This window comes from Pseudomonas sp. W15Feb34 (genome assembly GCF_023127765.1).
Taxonomy (GTDB): domain Bacteria; phylum Pseudomonadota; class Gammaproteobacteria; order Pseudomonadales; family Pseudomonadaceae; genus Aquipseudomonas; species Aquipseudomonas synxantha_A.
Genome location: NZ_SPKN01000033.1, coordinates 87,999 through 110,477, shown reverse-complemented (window position 1 = coordinate 110,477; position 22,479 = coordinate 87,999). Strand labels below are relative to the sequence as shown.

General features: G+C 59.7%; 8 protein-coding genes. 3 read left to right on the top strand and 5 right to left on the bottom strand.

The window, feature by feature from the left end; all coding sequences use genetic code 11:
* Positions 1–105 precede the first annotated feature (105 nt).
* The 3 genes from nfuA to E4O97_RS16555 form a co-directional block, all read right to left on the bottom strand.
* Positions 106–690, bottom strand: a complete 585-nt coding sequence (gene nfuA / locus E4O97_RS16565; RefSeq protein ID WP_003190728.1) for a Fe-S biogenesis protein NfuA — start codon at positions 688–690, stop codon at positions 106–108.
* Between the two features lie 555 nt (positions 691–1,245).
* Complete coding sequence (locus E4O97_RS16560) at positions 1,246–2,271, bottom strand: acyltransferase (protein WP_078821509.1); 1,026 nt, start codon at positions 2,269–2,271, stop codon at positions 1,246–1,248.
* An 81-nt stretch (positions 2,272–2,352) separates the two neighbouring features.
* A complete protein-coding gene (locus tag E4O97_RS16555; protein WP_248161767.1) occupies positions 2,353–4,644 on the bottom strand; it encodes a fatty acid cis/trans isomerase in 2,292 nt (763 codons plus the stop codon).
* A 167-nt stretch (positions 4,645–4,811) separates the two neighbouring features.
* Here E4O97_RS16555 and metH point away from each other — a divergent pair, with 167 nt between their 5' ends.
* Positions 4,812–8,522, top strand: a complete 3,711-nt coding sequence (metH, locus tag E4O97_RS16550) for a methionine synthase (RefSeq protein WP_248161766.1) — start codon at positions 4,812–4,814, stop codon at positions 8,520–8,522.
* Between the two features lie 44 nt (positions 8,523–8,566).
* Here metH and E4O97_RS16545 read toward each other — a convergent pair whose 3' ends face one another.
* A complete protein-coding gene (locus tag E4O97_RS16545) occupies positions 8,567–15,814 on the bottom strand; it encodes an NEL-type E3 ubiquitin ligase domain-containing protein (protein ID WP_248161765.1) in 7,248 nt (2,415 codons plus the stop codon).
* A gap of 179 nt (positions 15,815–15,993) precedes the next feature.
* On the opposite strand from E4O97_RS16545, the gene E4O97_RS16540 reads away from it, so the two are divergent.
* Both E4O97_RS16540 and E4O97_RS16535 read left to right on the top strand, forming a co-directional pair.
* A complete protein-coding gene (locus E4O97_RS16540; protein ID WP_248161764.1) occupies positions 15,994–20,835 on the top strand; it encodes a DUF6543 domain-containing protein in 4,842 nt (1,613 codons plus the stop codon).
* 114 nt (positions 20,836–20,949) lie between these two features.
* Positions 20,950–21,168 (top strand): DUF2970 domain-containing protein, encoded by a 219-nt coding sequence (locus E4O97_RS16535; protein ID WP_032875959.1) that lies wholly within the window; start codon positions 20,950–20,952, stop codon positions 21,166–21,168.
* On the opposite strand, the gene E4O97_RS16530 is transcribed toward E4O97_RS16535, so the two are convergent.
* Entirely contained in the window at positions 21,165–22,232 is a 1,068-nt protein-coding gene (locus E4O97_RS16530; RefSeq protein ID WP_248161763.1) for an ABC transporter substrate-binding protein, read from the bottom strand. The genes E4O97_RS16535 and E4O97_RS16530 overlap by 4 nt on opposite strands.
* Between the last annotated feature and the right edge of the window lie 247 nt (positions 22,233–22,479).

The window sequence follows — 22,479 nt, the reverse complement described above, 5'->3', positions numbered from 1 at the left end:
AGCCAATCCAAACTATCAGACAATCATCATAGCTGGCTGAATTTAGAGCATAAAAAAACGGCGCTCACGGGGCGCCGTCTTTTAAGCTCGCAGTGAACACCTTACTCAGTAGTAGGCGTTTTCTTTCTGCGTGTGATCAGTCACGTCGCGCACACCCTTGAGCTCAGGAATACGCTCAAGCAAGGTGCGCTCGATGCCCTCGCGCAGAGTCACGTCCGCCTGGCCGCAACCCTGGCAGCCGCCGCCGAACTTCAATACCGCGATACCGTCATCCACTACGTCGATCAGGCTCACCTGACCGCCGTGGCTGGCCAGCCCCGGGTTGATCTCGGTTTGCAGGTAGTAGTTGATCCGCTCATTGACCGGGCTGTCGGCGTTAACGTTGGGCACCTTGGCGTTGGGCGCCTTGATAGTCAACTGGCCGCCCATGCGATCGGTGGCGTAGTCGACTACAGCGTCGTCAAGGAAAGCTTCGCTGAAGGCATCGATGTACGCGGTGAAGCTTTTCAGCCCCAGGGCGGTGTCTTCAGGCTTCTCTTCACCAGGCTTGCAGTAGGCAATGCAGGTCTCGGCGTACTGGGTGCCGGGCTGGGTGATAAAGACGCGGATGCCGATACCCGGGGTGTTCTGCTTGGACAGCAGGTCAGCCAGGTAATCGTGGGCGGCGTCGGTAATGGTTATGGCAGTCATGGAAACTCCTCACAGGCTTGCCGGCAGTTTACGCCAAATTATTACGCAGGTACAAAGTCCGAGCATTTTTGTCGGAAAAGCCCCCTATCCCCCTGACCGATGGCGAACAACCGCCCCATTGCCCCTGAAAACAGATCGATCACCAACGCCTGCCTTGCATCACCACTGCCTGGGTCAACTTCAGAAGCGGTTTCCTTTTGGCCGAAGCGCTGGCACTAGGCTCATCGCGCCACATGACCTTCGAACAATTGCTCAACCTGCCAGCGGCACACTTTCACGCCAACGCCGACAACCCCGAGCAGCAGGCGCTGATAGCGGCCACGGCAACAGTAATACGCTGAGCCTGATCAATGCGGTCAAGGTACCGGGCATTACCGATGTCGGTATCGAGAACGTCGGCTCCCTGTGCGTAGGTAAATACATGGTATTTATTGTCGCGTGGCGGGATATTCCGGCCGGGACCGAGTTATTGATGGACTATGGCAAAAGCTATTGGAAGTACTTGAAGCCCTGAGACCGGCCACTTGTAAAGCGCTTCGCCGACCAGATCCCTGGTCACCGAGGCGCTGTCGAAAGGGGTGCTGGAGCATCAACGCCAAACCAGCGTGTGAGCATGCGGTAGGCAGGCCTCTCCAGCCATTGGTAACTCACAAATGCGCCCAGTCCGATGATGACGATACATCCAGGCAATATGGCGTAAGGGTCGATCCCCGTGCGGTCGGCGATCCAACGCCCAGCGCTGAGCACCAACACGTGGAGTAGATAGACCGAGTAGGAGCAATCCCCGAGCACCTTCAACAAGCGCGCGCCCTGGAAGTAAGGTTCCAGTGCCACGCAACTGAAGACCACTATCGCGCTGGGCACTCCCCACTCCAGGGCTCGGGGTATGTCCGCGCCATGATCAATAGCCACCAGGGCCGCTGCGATACCCAACAATGCCAGCCACGGCTTGGCCCGGCATAGGCCGCGCCGATACAGCATGCCGATCACCACGCCCATCAGGAACTCGAAAATAATGTCCTCATGGTAGAAGCCACTGGCCAGGTCAACGGCGGGAGTGATGATGTAGCACACCAGATACAGCAGCGCTGCTACCACCCACAAGCGATAGGCCGCGGGCACCAGCAAGGCAAAGGCAAACAGGCAATAAAACAGCATCTCGAAATTCAGTGTCCACCCGACATCGAGCAGTGGGTAGACGCCGAAGCCTCCCGGGTTTTGGGCCGGTATAAAGAGCATCGACATGAGTACATGACCGGGTTCGAGCCGAGCCTCTGGAAAGATCGCAGGCACAACGGCAACCACGAGAATCATGAGCAGGGTATAGAACCAATACGCCGGAACAATCCTCGCCACGCGCATCAGCATGAAACGCCCGGGGTTCAGCGCTTTGTCGGCAGTCGCCAGGTAAATCACCAAGCCACTGATGACAAAGAACACATCCACCCCTATGGCGCCTTTTTCGACAAACAGAGACTCCAGCGCGTTGCTGGCTTCAAAGTTGAAAAACCCTTGCATGAAATGGTGGCCCACCACACTCCATGCCGCCAAGGCGCGTAGAAACTGCACTGAAATCAACATCGGTGTCCCCTGTCCAGTCCGTAGGTAGGTATCCGACTGCTTCAGCGCTCACTTGGAGAAATGACCGGACCAATACAGTAGTTATAGATTCTCGTAGCGGTTCATGTCCAATACACCCTCTTCCACTGGCGTGGTTTCACGTATGTACCGCGACAAATCGTGGAAGTACCGCCAGAACTGCGGATGACTGCGGCGTACCCCCCAGCGATCGACTATTTTCTCAAACCGCTTGGCATCCTTGGCCTGCTCCATTTGCGTGACGAATTGCGGCACCTCTTGAGCTGGAATGTTGAACATGAAGTTCGGGTAACTGCTCATCACCCCCGGATAGATGGTCAGTGTGTCGAGGCCCGGCTGGTAGCGATAAGCCTCACCCAACAGGAAAGCCACGTTACTGTGGGCACGGTTACGCAGCATGCTGTAGACCACGCGCTGGCCACTCTGGGTTTCGATGCGCAGCATGGTGGCTTCGGGCAACTGGTCGATCACCTTGAGCCCCGCCGCCGGGCGCGACGTCAGGCGGCTAAGCGCCTGTTCGGCGTCCTGCAAGGCCCGGTCGATACCGGTGCGCGAGCAATAGGCCCCGGTGCAGCGGTTGATCGGGTCCGGGCTGACGTTCAAACCGCCGTAACGCGTCAGCAGTTGGTTGGCAAAATCGCGCTTGGGATCTTTCTCGTCCAGATGCAGCCCCGTGGGCTTGTCGTCATCAATGGCTTCATAGTCCAGCCACAACTTGAGCTTGCCACTGTTCTGGTACCAGTCATCAAGGAAGTCCTCGCGGGTGTCGGCCGGCATCAGACGCAGGAAGTTCTGTTCGGCGCCGTTGCGGATCAGGTCGAAGTACAAGCGCGTCTGGGCCTGGTGCGACACATTGCCGAACACGTCGAAGTTGACTGCCAACTGGTAATAAGTGCGCTCCAGCAGTGGGTAATCGAACAGCCACATCGTCTGCGGCACCTCACCGATCAGGCCCTTGGTCACCGAGGCGCTGTCGAAATGGCGAAAGATGGTCAGCAAGGCATTGTCATTACCCGCCCACAAGCTCGACCAACTCGGCGGCGGCACATCTGCGTAGCTATCGCGGCGCAACGCCTCATACTGATTACGCTTGTCGCGATAGGCCAGCCACAGGCCCAGCACACTGCCCACATCATCGTTTTGCCCAGGCATGGCCAACAATGGCGTGGCCTGGCCGCGGTAACGGGCATCGGTGATGTACAGGTCATGGTCCGGCTCCTGGAACAGTGTCCAGAAGTTGTCACGGATCACGTCCGTGGCGATCTGGCCACGGCATACAGGACCGCGGATGAAGGTGCGCACGAAGTATTCGGCGTTATCCAACATGAACTGATAACGCGCCTTGGCCGGTATGGCTTCGAAGGTTTCGAACGGGTTGGCACGGCGCCCCGGTCCGTAGCCCGGCAAGGCGCTCACCTGCCAGTCACCGGAATAGAACAGGTCTTTGATCCGCGCCATTTTCGCCGCGCTGAACGGGTAAGTGATGTGGGTTTTATGCACGATCACGCCTTGTACCGGCCACAGGCGGTAATAGACCTGAGTGCCTGGGTCATCGTTAGGACGACGGGTCGCGATCAGATCGATCGGCTGCCCGCTCGGCGTACGCGAACGCACCCACTGGAAGTAATGCCCCGGCTCGCCGTTCTCGAAGTAAATGTGGGCGAGGAACAAATGCTCGTACAACCAGCGCGCCACCAGGCTTTGCCGGGCGCCCGGCTGGTTGAACAGGGTTTCCCATTGCTGCACCTGCAAGGCTTCCCTGGTGCTGGGAGCCAGACTCTGCTCATCAATCGGCGCACCGGAGGCCAGCCAGCGTTGCAGGGTCTGGTATTGCTGGTCGGTCAGGCCGGTAACGGCCAGCGGCATGCCCTCCTTGGGATGGGCGCCGGCATAGGCGTTGAATTCGCCGGGCGTCGCGCACATGTTTTGGCGGTTCAGGCCCAATACAATCTCGTCGGGCAGTTTGGCATTGGGTGGCAATGGCGCGTTATGCCCCAGCTCCAGCATACGTGCCATCAACGCAGCCTGGCTGCCCTGGGCATCCAGTACCGAATAGAAGCCCTTCTGCTGCCAGGCTTGTTTGCCGAACGCGTCATAGAACAGCCGTGTAGTCGGTGTGGCCTGGCTACGCTCGCCATCGTACACCGGCATCTTGCTCGCGCCGCGGGCCGCGCCCTCTGCGCTGCCAAGGTTGAGCTGGCAAGCAGAGTCGTAGCAGGCATGGCAGGCCACGCACTTCTCGGTGAAGATCGGTTGGATATCGCGGGTATAGGAAATCGCCGAAGCAGGGCCATCAGCCTGCGCAGTACTGGCTATCAAGGCCAGGGCGGCGCTGACGATCAAACGAAGTGACATGTATCGGGTCCCGATTCAAGGCGTGCGGTCTGTGAAGTGGCGGTGATTCTACCGGGCCATGACTGCCAACAACATGAGCGATATTCATGCAGAACCCTGACATACTCCAAATCGGCACAGGTTTGCTATGATCCACGCCCTCCGTAATGCCTGACCAGAGTAGTCCCATGTCCGATCGTAGCGCTCGCCTGCAAGCCCTTCACCAAGCCCTCAAGGACCGTATCCTGATCCTCGACGGTGGCATGGGCACGATGATCCAGAGCTATAAGCTTGAGGAGCAGGACTACCGAGGCAAACGCTTCGCCGACTGGCCAAGCGACGTGAAGGGCAACAACGACCTGCTGGTCCTCACTCGCCCCGACGTGATCGGCGGAATCGAGAAGGCCTACCTGGACGCCGGCGCCGACATCCTTGAAACCAACACCTTCAACGCCACGCGGATCTCCATGGCCGACTACGGCATGGAAGAGCTGGCCTATGAACTGAACGTGGAAGGCGCCCGCCTGGCGCGCAAGGTGGCCGACGCCAAAACCCATGAGAACCCGGCCAAGCCGCGTTTTGTCGCCGGTGTACTGGGCCCGACCAGCCGTACCTGCTCACTGTCCCCGGACGTGAACAACCCTGGCTACCGCAACGTGACCTTCGATGAGCTGGTGGAAAACTACACCGAGGCCACCAAGGGCCTGATCGAAGGCGGTGCCGACCTGATCCTGATCGAAACCATCTTCGATACCCTCAACGCCAAGGCCGCGATCTTCGCCGTGCAAGGCGTGTTCGAAGAACTGAATATCGAACTGCCGATCATGATCTCCGGCACCATCACCGATGCCTCCGGCCGTACCCTGTCGGGCCAGACCACCGAAGCGTTCTGGAACTCCGTGGCTCACGCCAAGCCGATTTCGGTCGGCCTCAACTGCGCCCTCGGCGCCAGCGAACTGCGCCCCTACCTGGAAGAGCTGTCGAACAAAGCCAACACCCACGTTTCGGCGCACCCCAACGCCGGCCTGCCCAACGAATTCGGCGAATACGACGAACTGCCGTCACAAACCGCCAAGGTCATCGAAGAGTTCGCCCAGAGCGGTTTCCTGAATATCGTCGGCGGCTGCTGCGGCACCACACCGGGCCATATCGAAGCCATTGCCAAGGCCGTGGCCGGTTATGCGCCCCGCCCGATCCCGGACATTCCCAAGGCCTGTCGCCTGTCCGGCCTGGAGCCGTTCACCATCGATCGCAGCTCGTTGTTCGTCAACGTCGGCGAGCGTACCAACATTACCGGCTCGGCCAAGTTCGCTCGGCTGATCCGCGAAGACAACTACACCGAAGCCCTGGAAGTCGCCCTGCAGCAGGTGGAAGCCGGCGCCCAGGTGATCGACATCAACATGGATGAAGGCATGTTGGATTCGAAGAAGGCCATGGTCACCTTCCTCAATCTGATTGCCGGAGAGCCGGACATATCCCGTGTGCCGATCATGATCGACTCCTCCAAGTGGGAAGTGATCGAGGCCGGCCTCAAATGCATCCAGGGCAAGGGCATCGTCAACTCCATCAGCATGAAGGAAGGCGTCGAGCAGTTCATTCATCACGCCAAACTGTGCAAGCGTTACGGCGCTGCGGTGGTGGTGATGGCCTTCGACGAAGCCGGGCAGGCCGACACCGAAGCGCGTAAAAAAGAGATCTGCAAACGCTCCTACGACATTCTGGTGAATGAAGTCGGCTTCCCGCCGGAAGACATCATCTTCGACCCGAACATCTTCGCCGTCGCCACCGGTATCGAGGAGCACAACAATTACGCCGTCGATTTCATCAACGCCTGTGCCTATATCCGCGACGAACTGCCGTATGCGCTGACCTCCGGCGGCGTATCCAACGTGTCATTCTCGTTCCGCGGCAACAACCCGGTGCGTGAGGCGATCCACTCGGTGTTCCTGCTGTATGCGATCCGCAACGGCCTGACCATGGGTATCGTCAACGCCGGCCAGTTGGAGATCTACGACCAGATCCCGGCCGAGCTGCGTGACGCCGTGGAAGACGTGGTGCTTAACCGCACGCCGGAAGGCACCGACGCCCTGCTGGCGATTGCCGACAAGTACAAAGGCGACGGCAGCGTCAAGGAAGCCGAGACCGAGGAATGGCGTGGCTGGGACGTCAACAAGCGTCTGGAACATGCGCTGGTCAAGGGCATCACCACGCATATCGTCGAAGACACCGAAGAGTCGCGCCTGTCGTTCGCACGTCCGATCGAAGTGATCGAAGGCCCGCTGATGTCCGGCATGAACATCGTCGGCGACCTGTTCGGCGCCGGCAAAATGTTCCTGCCCCAGGTGGTGAAATCCGCCCGCGTAATGAAGCAGGCCGTGGCCCACTTGATCCCGTTTATCGAGCTGGAAAAAGGCGACAAGCCGGAGGCCAAGGGCAAGATCCTGATGGCCACGGTCAAAGGCGACGTGCATGACATCGGCAAGAACATCGTCGGCGTGGTGCTCGGGTGCAACGGCTATGACATCGTGGATTTGGGTGTAATGGTGCCTGCCGAGAAGATCCTGCAGGTGGCCAAGGAGCAGAAGTGCGACATCATCGGCCTGTCCGGCCTGATCACGCCGTCCCTGGATGAAATGGTGCATGTGGCCCGCGAGATGCAGCGCCAGGACTTCCACCTGCCGTTGATGATCGGTGGCGCGACCACCTCCAAGGCGCACACGGCAGTGAAAATCGAGCCCAAGTACAGCAATGACGCCGTGATCTACGTGACCGACGCCTCGCGCGCCGTGGGTGTGGCCACGCAGTTGCTGTCCAAGGAACTGAAGGCCGGTTTCGTCGAGAAAACCCGCCTGGAATACATCGACGTGCGTGAACGCACCTCCAACCGCAGTGCGCGTACCGAACGCCTGAGCTACCCGGCGGCCATCGCCAAGAAGCCGCAGTTCGACTGGAGCAGCTACACCCCGGTCAAACCGACCTTTACCGGCGCCAAGGTGCTGGACAATATCGACCTCAACGTCCTGGCCGAGTACATCGACTGGACGCCGTTCTTTATCTCCTGGGACCTGGCCGGCAAGTTCCCGCGCATCCTCGAAGACGAGGTGGTCGGTGAAGCCGCCACTGCGCTGTACGCCGATGCCCAGGAAATGCTCAAGAAGCTGATCGACGAGAAACTCATCAGCGCCCGCGCGGTGTTCGGTTTCTGGCCGACCAATCAGGTGCAGGACGATGACCTGGAAGTCTACGGCGACGACGGCCAGCCCATCGCCAAACTGCATCACCTGCGCCAACAAATCATCAAGACCGACGGCAAGCCGAATTTTTCCCTGGCCGACTTCGTCGCGCCCAAGGACAGCGGCGTGACCGACTACATCGGTGGTTTCATCACCACCGCCGGCATCGGTGCCGAGGAAGTGGCCAAGGCTTACCAGGACGCTGGCGACGACTACAACTCGATCATGGTCAAGGCCCTCGCCGACCGCCTGGCCGAAGCCTGCGCCGAATGGCTGCACCAGCAAGTGCGCAAAGAACACTGGGGCTATGCCAAGGATGAACAACTGGACAACGAGGCGCTGATCAAGGAGCAGTACAGCGGCATCCGCCCTGCCCCCGGCTACCCGGCGTGCCCGGATCACACCGAGAAAGCCCAGCTGTTCCAACTGCTGGACCCCGAGGCCCGTGAAATGCACGCCGGGCGCAGCGGGGTGTTCCTCACCGAGCACTATGCGATGTTCCCCGCAGCAGCAGTCAGCGGCTGGTACTTCGCCCACCCGCAGGCGCAGTACTTTGCCGTGGGTAAGGTCGACAAGGACCAGGTCGCCAGCTACACCGCGCGCAAAGGCCAGGACCTCAGCGTGACGGAGCGCTGGCTGGCGCCGAACCTGGGGTATGACAACTGAGGTTAAACCCCGACCACCCGGTGCGGCGCTCTTAAATTGCCGCTTCAGGGACGCCAGGACGGACCGGGCTGGGGTGACGACGGAGCGGGCGTGGCAGGTTCCATGCCCGATAACCGTTGTATCTCCGCCCGGGACAGCTCCATGCGTTTCTGAGTACGGGCGGCAGCCCGTTCGATCTCCAACTGGCCAATGGCTTGCTCATAGCGCGCCATACTCTGGGCATCGCCCCGGTCGCTGTGTGCGTCCTCCAAGGCTTCATAACGGCGGGCCAGTTCGTCCTCAAGGGCCTCGAACTGTTCGGCGTAACGCTCATCCAGATAACGCAACCAGTACTCACGTTGAATCAGGCTTTCGACAAACGCATCGGTACTTTCAGTTGCCAGGATTTGTGCGCGTAACTGTGCCTGTAGCTCGGCATTGATCGGGTTTGCGAACGCCATGTAGGTCGGCTGTCCAGGCAGCTCCAGGCCGTCGGGCCAGCCGCGGGTCAAGCCGATCCGGTAACTCAAGCGCACCTCGGCCCGGTCCATGCCCACCGCGGCGGCTTCTGCGAGTTGATCGGCCCTGCTCAACCGAAACAACTGCCGCGACAGGTTCAGCAGCGCCCGGCCCCTGAGGTCGAGCCGTTGCTGTGGGATATCGCGCAAGGCGCGGTATTCGAACACCCGCACTTCCATCTCACTGAACGTGAGGATGCGGCCATCGATACAGGTGCCATGGGTTTCGGCTTCGATGAACAGGGTACCGCGCAACTCGGCATTTTCTGCGGCCCCCGCGATAACGCCCCATACCCGTTGCGTGAGGCTTGGACGATTGAGGTTGAATTCCGAGGTCAGGCGCAACAGCGAAATGAGGTGGAAAAACCGATCATGATCCTGCGCCTGTGCCAGTTGATTCCACAGCGCTGTTCGTTGCGTCGCCAACTCCGCTGAGGTATCGGCCAACCAGGGGTCAAGTGCCGGCTGCGCGGTATTTTGCAGCGGGTTTTCAATGCTCTCAGCCGGCAGGTAGCCGGCGTCCGGATCACTATCACCGTCGTCAGAACCAGAGCCCGAATCAGCATCGGAGTCGGAGTCCGGGTCCGGGTCCGACTCAGTGTCGGGCCCGCCATAATTGCGACGATGGGCGCGGTCGAGTTCTGCTCGCGAAAAGCCCATGACCTCATTGGCCTCATGCGCCTCGGCGTAATTGCGCATTTGTTCAAGGGCTTGCGCGGTCAGGTTATGGTTATCGGCCAGGTCCGTACCTGACACCAAGCCGTCGTGCGCGCCTTCGAGTAAAGACTGCGGGAAGGACACCAGCGCATTGCCGCTCAGGTTCAGCCGGGTCAGGTGCTGCGACTCCAACGCACCCTCGGGCCAGCTTGCGATGTCGTTGTAGCTCACGTCCAATGTCTCCAGGCGACTGAAGTCCCGCATATCAAAGGCCTGCAGGTTGTTATGATTCAAATCCAACCAACGCAAGCGCTCACTGCGCAATCGAGCAGGCAACGACGGCGCTTGCGTGAAGGCGTTGTAGGCCAGTTCCAGACGCTCAAGCTGCTCCATGCGTTGAACGGCTTCGGGCAGTGCTGTCAGCTCATTACCACTGAGTATCAACCGGTTCAATGGGCCAAAGGCGGCTAAAAACCCGTTGCTGCCTTGCGCAGTGAGCTTGACCCCCGTCAGATTGAGGCTGCGCACATGGGTAAACGGCACGGAGAGCGCGGGAAAATCACCAGGTTGGGTCGCCTGCAAGCTCAACGTCTCGACCTCGCCAGCCGGGCGCCCTTCTACCACAGCCCGAACCCAGGATTCGCGGATCGCCTGCGCGGGGGTTACTCGCTTCAGACTGTCGAGACTGTCGCCAAAAGCGCGCGCCTCGCGGGTAAACAACCAACCATTCAACTCACGCGTCAGCACGTCATGGGTCTGATACCACCGAGCGACCTGCGTATCTATTTGCAGGTCGCTCAGCCCCGTCTCGCGCAGTTGCCTGACCCTGGCCATGGCTTGCTCTTGCGTCGAGAGCGGGCTTAACGCCCTTATCGCATTTTCCGGAACACCCTCAAAGTGTCCACTACCCGATGGCAAGGGCAGCAAATAGTGCGCTACCGAACCTGCGGTGTGCTTCGGGGGAAACACCAGGGGTTCCTGATCCAGCGCAAACCGACTCAACGCTCCCTCAGGCAATCCTTTGGTCGTCTCGACCCGACGCCGCGCTGCATTGAGTACCGTCGTGCCTTCGACGCTCAACGGGTTGCCTGCCAACTCAGTGCGCATCAACACATCTGAATCATCAATCGCGAGCGGTGCAAGGCTCGTCAACTGATTGTCACGTAAGTCCAGGCAAGCCAATTGCGCGAGGTGTTCAGCACCTTGCGGCCATTCCCGTAGCATCGATTCGCGCAGGTTCAGCGCCGTCAGGCGGGTCAGTGCGCTGACGTCGAGGGTGCCCAGCCGGTTATATTGCAGGCTCAGCACTTGCAGCCTGTTCAACCCATTGAATTGAGCCTGTACTGCCGGGGTCACTGCGATCTGGTTGTCGGACAAGTCCAGGTGTGTCAATTCCGGCAGGATGCCCGCACTGATCGGTACCTCAGTGAGGCGACTGAAGCGCAGTTCAAGGCTTTGCGTTCCGGCGAACGCCTGGATGAAACCACTGAGCTGATCAGGCGGCACATCCTCCAGCCAATTCACCTTTAACGTTTTGACATGCGAAAAGGTACCGGCCGGCAACACCGGCAATTCGCGGATTTTTTCAGCGACCAGGGGATTGGTCGGCGACATCTTTGGATCCGGCAGTTCAAACATCGAAATATCGATATCGGTCGGCAGGCCATAGCGTTGGCATACCGCCCCGCGCCAGCTTTTCTTCAGCAACGCCAGGATGCTTGCATTCTGCCCGTCCCTCCAGCGCACCCGGAGTACGGGGACCAAAGAGGGTTCGTAGAACGGCTTGAAAATGCCGAGGTGTTCTTCACGCAGCGCTTGCACGGCGTTCATCCGCGTTTGTGGCGTGTTCCACAGGCCCATGACCACGTCCGTCATTCGACGGCCGACAGGGACCTCGCCCATCAGCAGGCTCAATTCTCCGCGTGCAAAGCCTCTGACCATTTCGTCCAGGTTCGCCAGGTGTGGCCCGAACGACCCCGCATAATTCCTGACGTGCTCATAGGCTGGCTTGAAGTCTTCATAGCTGAACGTCGACCAGTCCAGCGATAACCCGCTCCATAACCGCTCGTACCCGCTATAGAGCTCGGCAGGCAACGTGGCAATGGCGGTCTGGGCCAGATCCAGTCGCTCCAGAAGCGGCAGTTTCTGCACATAGGCGGGCCATTGCATTGGCACGTTGGGCGCCACGATCTTCAAGCGTTTCAAGCGTTGCAAGGGGCTTAAATCCAGGCCGTTGAGGACGTGGCCGTCGTAGGCGAAATAACCGAGCTCCAGGTGTTCAAGGCCGGCCAGTGCCGTCAATTGCGACGATAACTGCGCGGTCAACTGATGTGCATCGAAGCTGACTGCCAAATGTTTGAGCCCTGTGAACTGTGCCAACACCTGGGGCACGCGGGTCAACTTCGGGCTGGCATCCGTGGTTTCTACGGTTGGGAAATAGGGCGGCCGCAAGGTCAGTTTTTCGAGAGAGGGAAACTGGCTCAGAAACCCATCGATATTGGTGTCATGCAGGGCCGTACCGAGAACAGATAGTTCACGCACGTATGAAAAGTTCGCCGTCAATGAAGGCAACGGTTCATTGAGGGTCAACGCCAAGGCATCGGCACTCGGCACTTTCCCGGCCAACCAAGAACGGCCCCAGCTACGCTTGAGCGCTTCCCCGGCGAGGAAATTGCTCTGACGATTGGCTACCGACGAGCGATTGACCCAATGATTGAGCGCGTCATGCAGCGCCTGGCGCTCTTCAAACAGTGCTTTCAACCTGCTGACGATTGCTCGGCCATCGTTCCCCGCCCGTACCAGCTCAAGGAAAAACGCATTGATCTGCACCTCATCCAAATCCGGATAGATTATGCGCACCTGATGAGCCAGCAGCGGGCTCACACTCGGCCCCCGCCCACTGGCCTGATAACCTATCAGTGTGTCGTTGATGCGCACCGGCGGCTTGAACCTGGGCACTTTCGGCTCCAGCCACGCCGAGGCCTCCAGACGATGCGCATCGGCTTGCTCGATCAGTTTGCGTTGCAACACGGCGTGTTGGCTGACCTGCGGCACTCCCAGGCTCTGGCGCGCCTCATCGGGCAAGGCATGCATCAGCGAGGCGAAAAAGTTGTCGCCCTCCGGTGCCAGACTGTTGAGTGCTTCGCCCCGCTCATCGAACGCCTGGTAGCTGGGGCCGTGCTTGACCAAGTATTTTTTCTGCGCCGCGGTGGACGCACCAATGCTGTCGATCAGCGTGCCACGCGTGTGGGTGCTGCGCACTTCCAGGCGCAACGTATCCAGCCAGCCCGGCAGCGTTTGAAGGGCATGCAGCGCCAGCCGTCGGCTGTCGGCCGCGGCAATCGTCTCGCTACGCAGCCCGGCGTAGGCTCGGGCCAACCGTCCTTGTCGCGCATACCAGCGAGCTTCCTCGAGCATGTTCAAGGGTACGCGCGCGGTGGCGGCTAGCCGTTCAAGCTCATCGACACGGGCGTGGTCGAGCACCGTTTGCGCTGCCGCCTTGCTGAGCCCCGGGCAGGTGTGCTGCAGCAGGCTGATACGCTTGTCCAGCGGCTCGGTGCCGCCGTAGATACTGTCGAAAATCGCCGGCCTGCGCTGGCGCGCATAGTCGGCCAGTCGCTGGTTGAACCTCGCCTTGCGCGCGTCGAGGCTGCCTGGGCCGTCGGTGCCGAGCAACTGCACCCGCTCTGAATCGTCCAACGCCAATAGAATCCGCGCAGGCACTTCGCCGCCGAGAATATCGCTGCGCCCCACCTTGATCGGCAGCGCTGCGCGCCCTCCTTTAAACGAGCGGTGAGCACCATACTTGACCGACCGGCCGAAGGTACCGGCCCCCTCGAACACTTCCAGTACGCGCCCTCGCGGCCAACCGGGCATTTCAACGATCAACGGCAGCGCATACAGGTACAGGTCATCAATATCACGGGTACCCTCTAGTTGCTCGATCACCCGTGACACATCTGCATCCGCCTTGAACAGGCGCAGCGTATCAATCAGCTCGGGCGGCGCAAGCGTATGGTCCATATGCATCTTGCGCAGCGTGTTGTCGCTGACGCCGCTGACATCGGCGATCTTGAGCAACTCCTGGTCAGTGAATACCTCGGTTTGATGCCCCATGCGCCGCAACAGCGTCAACCGATCCCACTCCAGCGGGCGCTCCAGGGTATGCCGCCAGGCGCCGTGACCGTTGTGCTCAAGCACCGGTTGGTAGGCCTGGGGGTCGGAGGGGTGCTTGATCCGCCACTTCTGAATTGACTCGTCAAAGTATTGCTCGTAAACCTGAGGGCCTTGGCGGATATAGGTCCTGCCCTCTTTCGCATACTGCCCTTGGGCGTTGGGGTAGGCGGCGCGGTCCAGGGTCACGGGGTGTTCATAACCACTCAGGCTCGGCTTCCACAAGCGTTCCTGGCCATCGGGCCGCTTAACCTCGCTCAGTGCCTCGATCACCGGCTCGGCCTTGGCCGCTCGCCAGCGACTGACGCCCGCCCCCACACCGGCCATCACGGCGATCTGTGCCAGGTTCTCGGCCACGTCAATCAAGTGCGCCTTGGCCGCCTGGCGGTCACCTTCGCCCCATTCAATCGCACCTTCCAGGGTTTCATAGAGCAACTGCCCGGCCATCACCCCCATCATGACCTCGCCCAGCACCGGTACGAACATCGACACCATGTTCAACCCCAGCATGCCGATTTCCAGCAGGTGCGCCAGTTTGGCGTCACGGGCCTTGGCATCCACGTCCGCGGTGGGCACGGCATGGGCCCGTGCATCTGCGATTACCTGCTCGCGGTGTTGCTCGTAGAAGTACTGCCAGGGGTCGATGTTCGCCGCCCAGATCCCTTTACCGCGCCGCGTGCGCGTTGAGGGATCAAGGAAAGGGTCGGGGTTGGGTTCAAGCTTGGCAGGCGCCTCGGGCGGCAACTCCTTGATGCCGGTGATGAAGTGCGGCGTGGTGAAATCCAGCAATTTCTTCCACGGTGAGCGCCAGATGTCGGTGGGTGAGTCGGCGGCTTTCTGGGTGAACTGGCTGAAGTAGTAGGGCCGCTTGTCGTAGGGCACGAAGCGACTGAAAAACTGCTGGTACGGCGTCGGCGAGGGATCATTGGCCTTGGCCGGGTCGCGGGCGGTGAACAGGCGCTTGAATTCAGCCTGCATTTGCCGCCAGCGGTAGCGCTTGAGCGGATGCTCAGGGTCCTGGGGCACATAGATGATCAGCTCGTCCGGATAGCTGTATTTCTTGCAGATCGAGAACACCATGCAGCCGGTCATACGCAGCCGCATCAGGCCCAGGGTCCTGAACCAGACCTGCTTGTCGCCCATCCAGGGATGAATTTCACCCTCGATCACCGACAGCAGCATGCGGTGATCGGCCGGCTCGATATCGCCGGTCAACAGTGCCTGCTCGGCGGCGGCCCTGACGGCGGCCTTCTGATTGGCGATGAACTGGTCACGTAGGGTGACTTGCGCGCTGGCGTCTTCGGGGTAGAAAAATGATTGCAGGTAGGCCTGGTATTTGGCGCCGATATTGAGGTTTCGACACAGCGTCAAAAACTGGCTGACCTTCAGGTTGATCGCCACCGAGTGGTAGGTGCCGGAGGTGCCGGTGGCTTGCATGAACCCGGAGGTCTTGTGGTAAGCACCCTCCTTGCACTCGTAGGCCTCAAAGTTGTGCAAGGCCGCTTCCAGCAGGGGCAGTTTCAAAAACTCGAAATCCCCCGCCTCGACTTCGGCAATCCCCACCGCCAGCGGGCGGCGCAGGCACAACAGGGTTTTGTCGACATCGAGGTCCAGTCGGTACTGATCCTTCAGGGCTGTGAGCAGCAAGGGCCGGGCGAAGTCGTCGATGCCCTGGAAGGAGGCCATCGTCTTGTCCAGTTGCGTCTGGGTGGTGAGGTTGGCAAGAAAACGGCCGGTCACCTCATTGCGTTGCTCAGGCGTGGCGTTCGCGAGCCACGCTGGCATGACCGTGCTGGCGTCCTTGAGCGCCTGCTTGCGGGCCGGCGTCGCGCTGATCAGCCAATCAGGACTGCTGCGCTCCAGGAAGTCACCGTGCAGGCTTTGGGTGGCGTTGAGCTTTTTCACCGGCTCAGGTACGTCGTTGGTTGGCACGCCCGGCGAAGAAAGCTGGGATGAAGAGTCCATCGTGTCACTCCTTTGAAATGGACTGACAGCACATCACGGCGCCCGCTAGGCCAGGCGGTGCATATATGACGTCGTGCGCGTTCGGGGCGGGGCGCCGGCAGTGGTATTCCTGTACCGCCTGCGGGGTCACCACATTCGATTTCCTGTCGCTTCTCTCAAACAGGTAAAAGGATTTCATCATGCCCACCCCGAGCACCCCCACGACCCTGAGCCAACTGCCCGCCCAGGCCATCCATGCGCATTTCGCTACGCGCCCGGCCTTGTATTCCGTGGTGTTCAATGCCCTGCGCGACCGTATCCTGGAGCGCTATCCGTCGCTCAAGCTGGACTTGGCTACCGTCAAGCTGGCCATCCCGCACCCCGATGGGGTGTACACCTACCGCTCGTTGATGGAAGTCGCCATCGCCCATGTGCTCAACCCACAGTTGCTTGACCTGCAGCCCAAACGCGAACTGGCGTACTACCTGACCCAGCAGTCCCCAAAAATCCTCAAACCTGATTCCCCGCCGCTGATCGACATGCAGGCAATCGCAAGCATCATTGATGAACTGCCCGAATCGATTCACCTGTATTTCCAGGCTGCGCTGGCCGACTACTGGAGCGAAACCGACAGCCATGGCAGCAGCCGTTGGCAGTGGCTGGGCGAATTTCTCAACGGCCGGATGACGGCAATAGCCGCCAGCCAATCGAGCTTGAACCCGACCCAGCGGGACATGCTCAGGGTCGTCGCTACCTGGCCGGTGCAAGCCGCGCGCCTGCCCCAATCCTCACCCGCCACCTATGTTTATTTGATTGAGAACACATTCACCCATGCCGGCGAACAGGTCAGCCTGCTAACCCCCGACCTGCTGCTGGTGCGCGACAAGCAGGTGCTGCTGTACAGCGTGGCCGGGGATATCCAGGCGTTTGACGGCCTCGATGACTTCGGTGTTGCCTGGGGAGCCAGGATGCAGGCGCGCTTCCAGTTCGACAGCCTTACGTGGCGGCGCAACGAACCGGACGGCAATGTGTTCGAGCAACAGGCCGGCCTGATCCTCAATCAGCAACTGGAAGATCTGGCGACGTTGAAATTTCAGGGCCAGGACGAAAGAACGCTTGAACGACGCCTGGGAAAACTCACCGATCCGGCGCTGCTGTTTACCCAGGTGCCGACAGCCGCTGAGCCGACCTTGCAAAAGGTCAATGAGCAACTGCCGCCATGGCTCGCCCAGGCCAGCGCCACCGACCGTTTTGCCTACCATCGCCACGTACAGGACATGGCGCAGGTGCTGCAACGCAACCAGGGCCGCTCGTTCAACGAGGGCATTGAAAACATCTACGGTTTCAGCCGCGCCGCGCTGCGCAAGCAGATGCAAGCCGATCATGGCGACTGCGACCCTGACGAAGTGGTGCTGGACTTTGCCGTGGCCGCCGGTTATCCAGGCGGCGCCGGTATTATCGAGCATGTGCGCATGTCGCTGACGGAGTTGGCGCTGAAGAACCTGGCCGGCAAACCTAAAGGCACACTGACGCTCTCAGCCAAAGGCTCCCAGGCGCTGCCGACCTGGCTGGACGAAGACTACCTGCTGGGCAGTACCGGGCTGATCCAGCGTGTCGATATCGGCGCCACCTATCCACAAACAATCAAAGACACCTTGTTGTCCGACACGGTTGACGCGCGCCGCCGGGAAACCCTGTTTACCCGCGAACTCAAGGTCAAGCTGCCGATGCAGGCACTGGAATACAAGATTCGCGGGCAGCATGGCGTCACCGTCACCGGTTATCGCTACGTCAAAGCGTTGATGGGTGAAATGCCCTCGGACCGAATCGTCGACGAACAGGAGATTGTTCTGCGCCCATTGGCCCTGTGCCGCAAGCCCGGGGCCGCACCGGATGAAGTCAACAACGCGTTCATTATCGAGCCGCGTGATACGAGTGTCGGCCCGCACCTGCTGTACCAGCCGCTGTATGCCGAGGCCCTGCATGAATACCCGACCCGCCAGGCCTTGCTCGACGCACTGGCCGCGCCCGGTGCGTTGCAAGACACGGTGCTGGCGTGGCTGAGCGACACGGCCCGCCCCATCTATGACCATGGCGGCATCAAGGAACCGCACATCATTCGTTTCCTGCCCGGGGATGAATTCAGCATCCCTGAAAAGCCAGCACCTGCGACGCTCGCCGTCGATGAAGGCGCGGGCGAATGGCTGCAATCGCAAGTCAACGGTCAACTGCTCAATCATCTGTTCGGCAGCACGGCACGGGCCTTGGTCGACCTGGCGGACCGCGAGTCGGTGTCCAACCACGAAAGCCGCTGGGCCGTCGTGATGGAAGGCGCGTGGTTGCTGTTCAATACCCTACTGTTACCGCTGGTACAGGGCCCGGCCATGCTGGCTGGTTGGTTCATGGTGCTGGTCAGCAGCCTGGAGCAGGATCTGGCCGGCCTGGACAGCAACGATCCCACCACCCGTGAGCTGGCCCTGATCGATCTTTTGCTCAACACCGCCATGGTGCTGCTGCACGCCACTGCCCCTTCCGATCGGTCTCGACAGCCGTTGTCGGAGCCCTCCGCGCAGGAGCATGCCCTGCACCTGGAAACGTGGCACCGCTCGGCGGGACTGCCACCTGCGCAAGAAGCGCCGATAGTGCGCCATGGCCCAGTTTCGCTGCCCGGTGAACCACCGGCGACCGGCCACACGGCCCTGGACTTCGGTCGCTCGATTGCCAGCCCTCAAGCCGGCGCGAAGTTGCTCAAGGCGCTGCTCGATGTGCAAGTTCCGTGGCCCACTCCGCTACCCTCCCCTCTAACACACGGTGTTCTCAAAGGGCTGTACTGGATTGACGGCAAGTGGCACGCCAGCATTGGCGGGTTGTTGTTTCAGGCGAACGTGGTGCCGGGTTTCAACGAGGTCTATCTGGTGCATCCGGACCATCCCCAGCATCCCGGCTTCAAGCTGGTCAGCGATGGCCAAGGACATTGGCGGCTGGACCGGCGTGCCAGGCTGGAGGGTGGCATGCCCAGGGACAGCTTGAGTGGGTGGAAGTCAAAGCGTGACCAGCGTATTCGCACGTTAAAACAAGAATTTGACGCGCTCTTGATAGAGATGAATTCAGAAGTGATCTCTACCACTGTGCTTGAGTCCACCTTGAATACCACCCGCGCCCATCTGGCCGACCAGGCAACACTTCTGAGAAAGGACTGGCTACTCCTCGGCACCTCAGCCAGCATCCCGCAGCTTCACGCCCAGGTCGCCAGGCGCCACGCGGCCAGGCGAGTCGATACAGCACATGCCAGGGCCCAGTGGGAAACAGCACTCGACAACTACCAACAAAACGGCCGGACATTGATCCCTGTGATGCAACGAATCGAAGCCAAGGCCGATGAACTGATGCAAGCCGACCGCACAGATTCCACACGCAGGCAAACACGAGATAAGGCCACAAGAATCATCTATAGCTACTGGAGTTCGGTCTTTGCGTGTCTGGCGCAAAAAATGGCCGACACTCTGGTAAGCGACAACGGCGAAAACTCCGACGAGCTCGGTGAGCGCGCCAATCGAGAATTACCGGAAAACATCACACATGCCTACGATGAGTACATCAACACCAAAAAGCGCCAAGTAGCGGCCCTCAATCAAATGATCGAGCCGGCAGAACAGATCGAGACCTTCCTCAAGCAAGCCGACCCTGCACTGCGCCCATTACTGTTGGAAGGAGACCCTTCCGATCAAAACATCTCCTCAGTGGCGATCAAACAGCATGCACTGCTAGTGTTCACTGATTTGGTGTTCAATCGAACCCATCGCCCAATGGGGGTGATGGAGTTTCCGTTCATCCGTGTACTCCACGACCCCCAAATCGTCAGCATTGTGCTCGCACATACAGAAATGCGCACCACCTCAGGCTACTCGACGGTGGAGCAAATCAATGTCCTCAAGGGTGCCCTTGAGCGCTATGAGCAACTGGAGAATGCCGTTAAGTCGTTGTACGAAATGAACTCCGGTTTCGTGCGGGAGGCTTATCGCGTGTCGTACCTGGAACACCTGGGTGAGGCACGTTCAAGCCTTGAGGCGCAACTGGCCAACTTGATCCTCGTTGAAGAAAAGATTGCCCCCAGGCCGGCTCTCGACAAAACCAAACGACAAAAATCCACCACCCGGCGGGTGATCAAAACCGCAGACAAGAAGAGTCTGGTGGGCGACATGCGTACGCACCAGCCCAATGAACCGGGCAATTATGTCGACATTGCCGACCCACTCACCGGCGCAATCATCGCCTCTTACCACGAACATCCCAGCGAAGGCGTTTGGAAAATCGTCAAGCCCGAGAGTGTGCCGGCAAAAACGCCCGCGCCTGTGGTTCGCTCATTGAAAAGAATCAAAGCGGATGCACAAACCATCGAAAACGAGCGAACCAGTATCAATGAACGTATTAGCTTCCAACAGCGCAAACTCCAGGAGCCCAGTCAACGCGAGACAGTCAACCCCAGGGATTGGGAGGAGATGCTGAGTCAACATGCGGCAAAATTTTCAGCATTGGCCAAGGAGCTTGAGAGCGCGACTGGCGAAGAAGCCGCGGCCCTGCGCAAGCGCTACGATGACGCGGCAAAGGCTGCCTCTGAACAGGCTCACCAGGTGTGCGCTGAAGGGTATCTGCTACAGCGCCCCAAAGCCTCCAGGATCGACTATTTACACACGCATGGTTTTGTCGATATCAACCTGGTGAAAAAACGCATCCCACTGAAGGCCGGTGACTTTCTCACCGAATATGTCATACGGGACAAACGTAAAATCAAACCAGGAATAAAGTGGGAGGAAGCTAACCTGTGGTACGCACACTTCCATTACACATCCGTCGACTCGCCCGTCTCACCGCCTAATTACGGCCACCTGAAGACCCCAGCAGAACGCCTGTTTACGCGCAAGCAACTGATGGAGCGGGACAAGGCCAATAACCGCGTCGTGATCTATCTGGATGACGCCCGGATCGATGCGCCGCTGGATCAGAAGCTGTTCCTGAACCTGGAGGTGTACGGTCGTTCTTGATCGTTTCCACTCGTGGGAACGATCAAGAAGCAGGGTTCAGAGGGCTGATACAAGCCAGCCGCGTGCTGCCCAATTGTCTATGCTCTGTAAGACAGCCTTGCGCACGAGGGTTTTATGAACGATCCAGCCAACAACAAGCCGCCAACCTTCTGGCAAATGCTCCACAGCGTCCTGGCAGCGGCCTTTGGTGTTCAGAGCGGCAAGAACCGCACCCGTGACTTTACCCACGGCAAGCCCAGCCACTTTGTGATCCTGGGCCTGCTTTTCACGGCGGTATTTGCCTTGACGTTGTTCGGCATCGTCAAGCTTGTGCTGCACTTGGCCGGGGTTTAACGCAGCAGTAATTGCAGGCTGAACGGGTACCGGTAGGATGCCGGCTTGCCTACGGCCGACAGTGCGCGAAAATCCACCGACGGCGTCGACGCCTGCAACTGTCGCGCCTGGTCGGCATCGATCAGTTGGAACAATGCTTGTTGACGGTCGCGCGTGCCGGTCGCGCCGATATCGACACCCTTGGCATGGTCATTGATCAACACCATCGCCCATCCGCCCAAAGTGAAGTGCCCTGCCACCAAGGTACTCAGGCGCCCATCCAAGCGTGCCCTGAGGATTTCTGGCGAGCTATTGAGCGCACTGAACAACACGTCTTTACCCGGCACCCGCCCGCTGTCTTGCAGGGCCTGCATGGCACCCAGTGCCATTTCATCATTGGCCGACCACACCAATGCGGCCTGCGGGTAGCGTTTGAATAACAGTGTGGCCTGCTCAAAGGCACGCTGGCGGTTCCACTCACCGTAGACAAGCTGACGCAGACGCACTTGGGGGTGCTCGGCCAACGCACGGCGCAAACCTTTTTCACGCAACTGCGCAGCCGGGGTGTTCTTGGCTCCGGAAAACGCCAACAGCTCAAGGGATGCCCCTGGCGCGAGCGGGGCATGGTTGCCTAGCAGGTCGATGAGCATCAGGTAACCGGCCTGCTCATCGTCGGCCACCAGGCTGCCGATCCACTCAGCGTCTTTATGGGCATCCAGCAATTGCACCTGATCGCTGGTCAGTGCGTTATTCACAATCAGTAGCTTGACCCCACTGCCCCGGGCCATGCGCAAGATCGGCGGGGCTACATATTGCTCATTGACCAGCACCAGATAGTCGGGCCGCTGACTGCCTTGCAGCGTCTCACGGGCTTGTGCCAGGGTGTTATCGGCGTTCCGCTCGGAATAGCGCACGCGCAAATCCAGGCCGAGGTCCTTGGCGGCGGCCTGCATGAATTGCGCATAACTGACCCAAAAGGTTTCCGTGGACGAGCCTGGGTTAAGAAAAACCACCGACGCCGCCCGGGCCATCGCCCCGTACGTCGATCCTGCTAACCACATACACGTAATCAGAACCTTCAACATGGTTGTTTCGAGCCTGGAATATTGATCGCCATAATAGTGGCAATGCGACAGCAAATCGAGGCTCAGTCAACGCTCTTTTACTGGTGGCTGACCCAGAACACGGCCGTCCCGACCACCAAGATGATCAGGAACAGAATGGCCCAAGCATCCACGGTACTGTCAGGTTTACGGACTTTGGTGGAATTGCTCATTGCATCGCCTCTTGTCAGTTTTATAGGTGACGGCACTAAGACTCGACCACAGTAAA

Excerpts from the sequence above, each read along its gene's own strand:
- E4O97_RS16540 (WP_248161764.1), top strand. The coding sequence starts at position 15,994 with ATGCCCACCCCGAGCACCCCCACGACCCTGAGCCAACTGCCCGCCCAG.
- E4O97_RS16535 (WP_032875959.1), top strand. The coding sequence starts at position 20,950 with ATGAACGATCCAGCCAACAACAAGCCGCCAACCTTCTGGCAAATGCTC.
- E4O97_RS16560 (WP_078821509.1), bottom strand. The coding sequence starts at position 2,271 with ATGTTGATTTCAGTGCAGTTTCTACGCGCCTTGGCGGCATGGAGTGTG.
- metH (WP_248161766.1), top strand. The coding sequence starts at position 4,812 with ATGTCCGATCGTAGCGCTCGCCTGCAAGCCCTTCACCAAGCCCTCAAG.
- E4O97_RS16555 (WP_248161767.1), bottom strand. The coding sequence starts at position 4,644 with ATGTCACTTCGTTTGATCGTCAGCGCCGCCCTGGCCTTGATAGCCAGT.
- E4O97_RS16545 (WP_248161765.1), bottom strand. The coding sequence starts at position 15,814 with ATGGACTCTTCATCCCAGCTTTCTTCGCCGGGCGTGCCAACCAACGAC.
- nfuA (WP_003190728.1), bottom strand. The coding sequence starts at position 690 with ATGACTGCCATAACCATTACCGACGCCGCCCACGATTACCTGGCTGAC.
- E4O97_RS16530 (WP_248161763.1), bottom strand. The coding sequence starts at position 22,232 with ATGTTGAAGGTTCTGATTACGTGTATGTGGTTAGCAGGATCGACGTAC.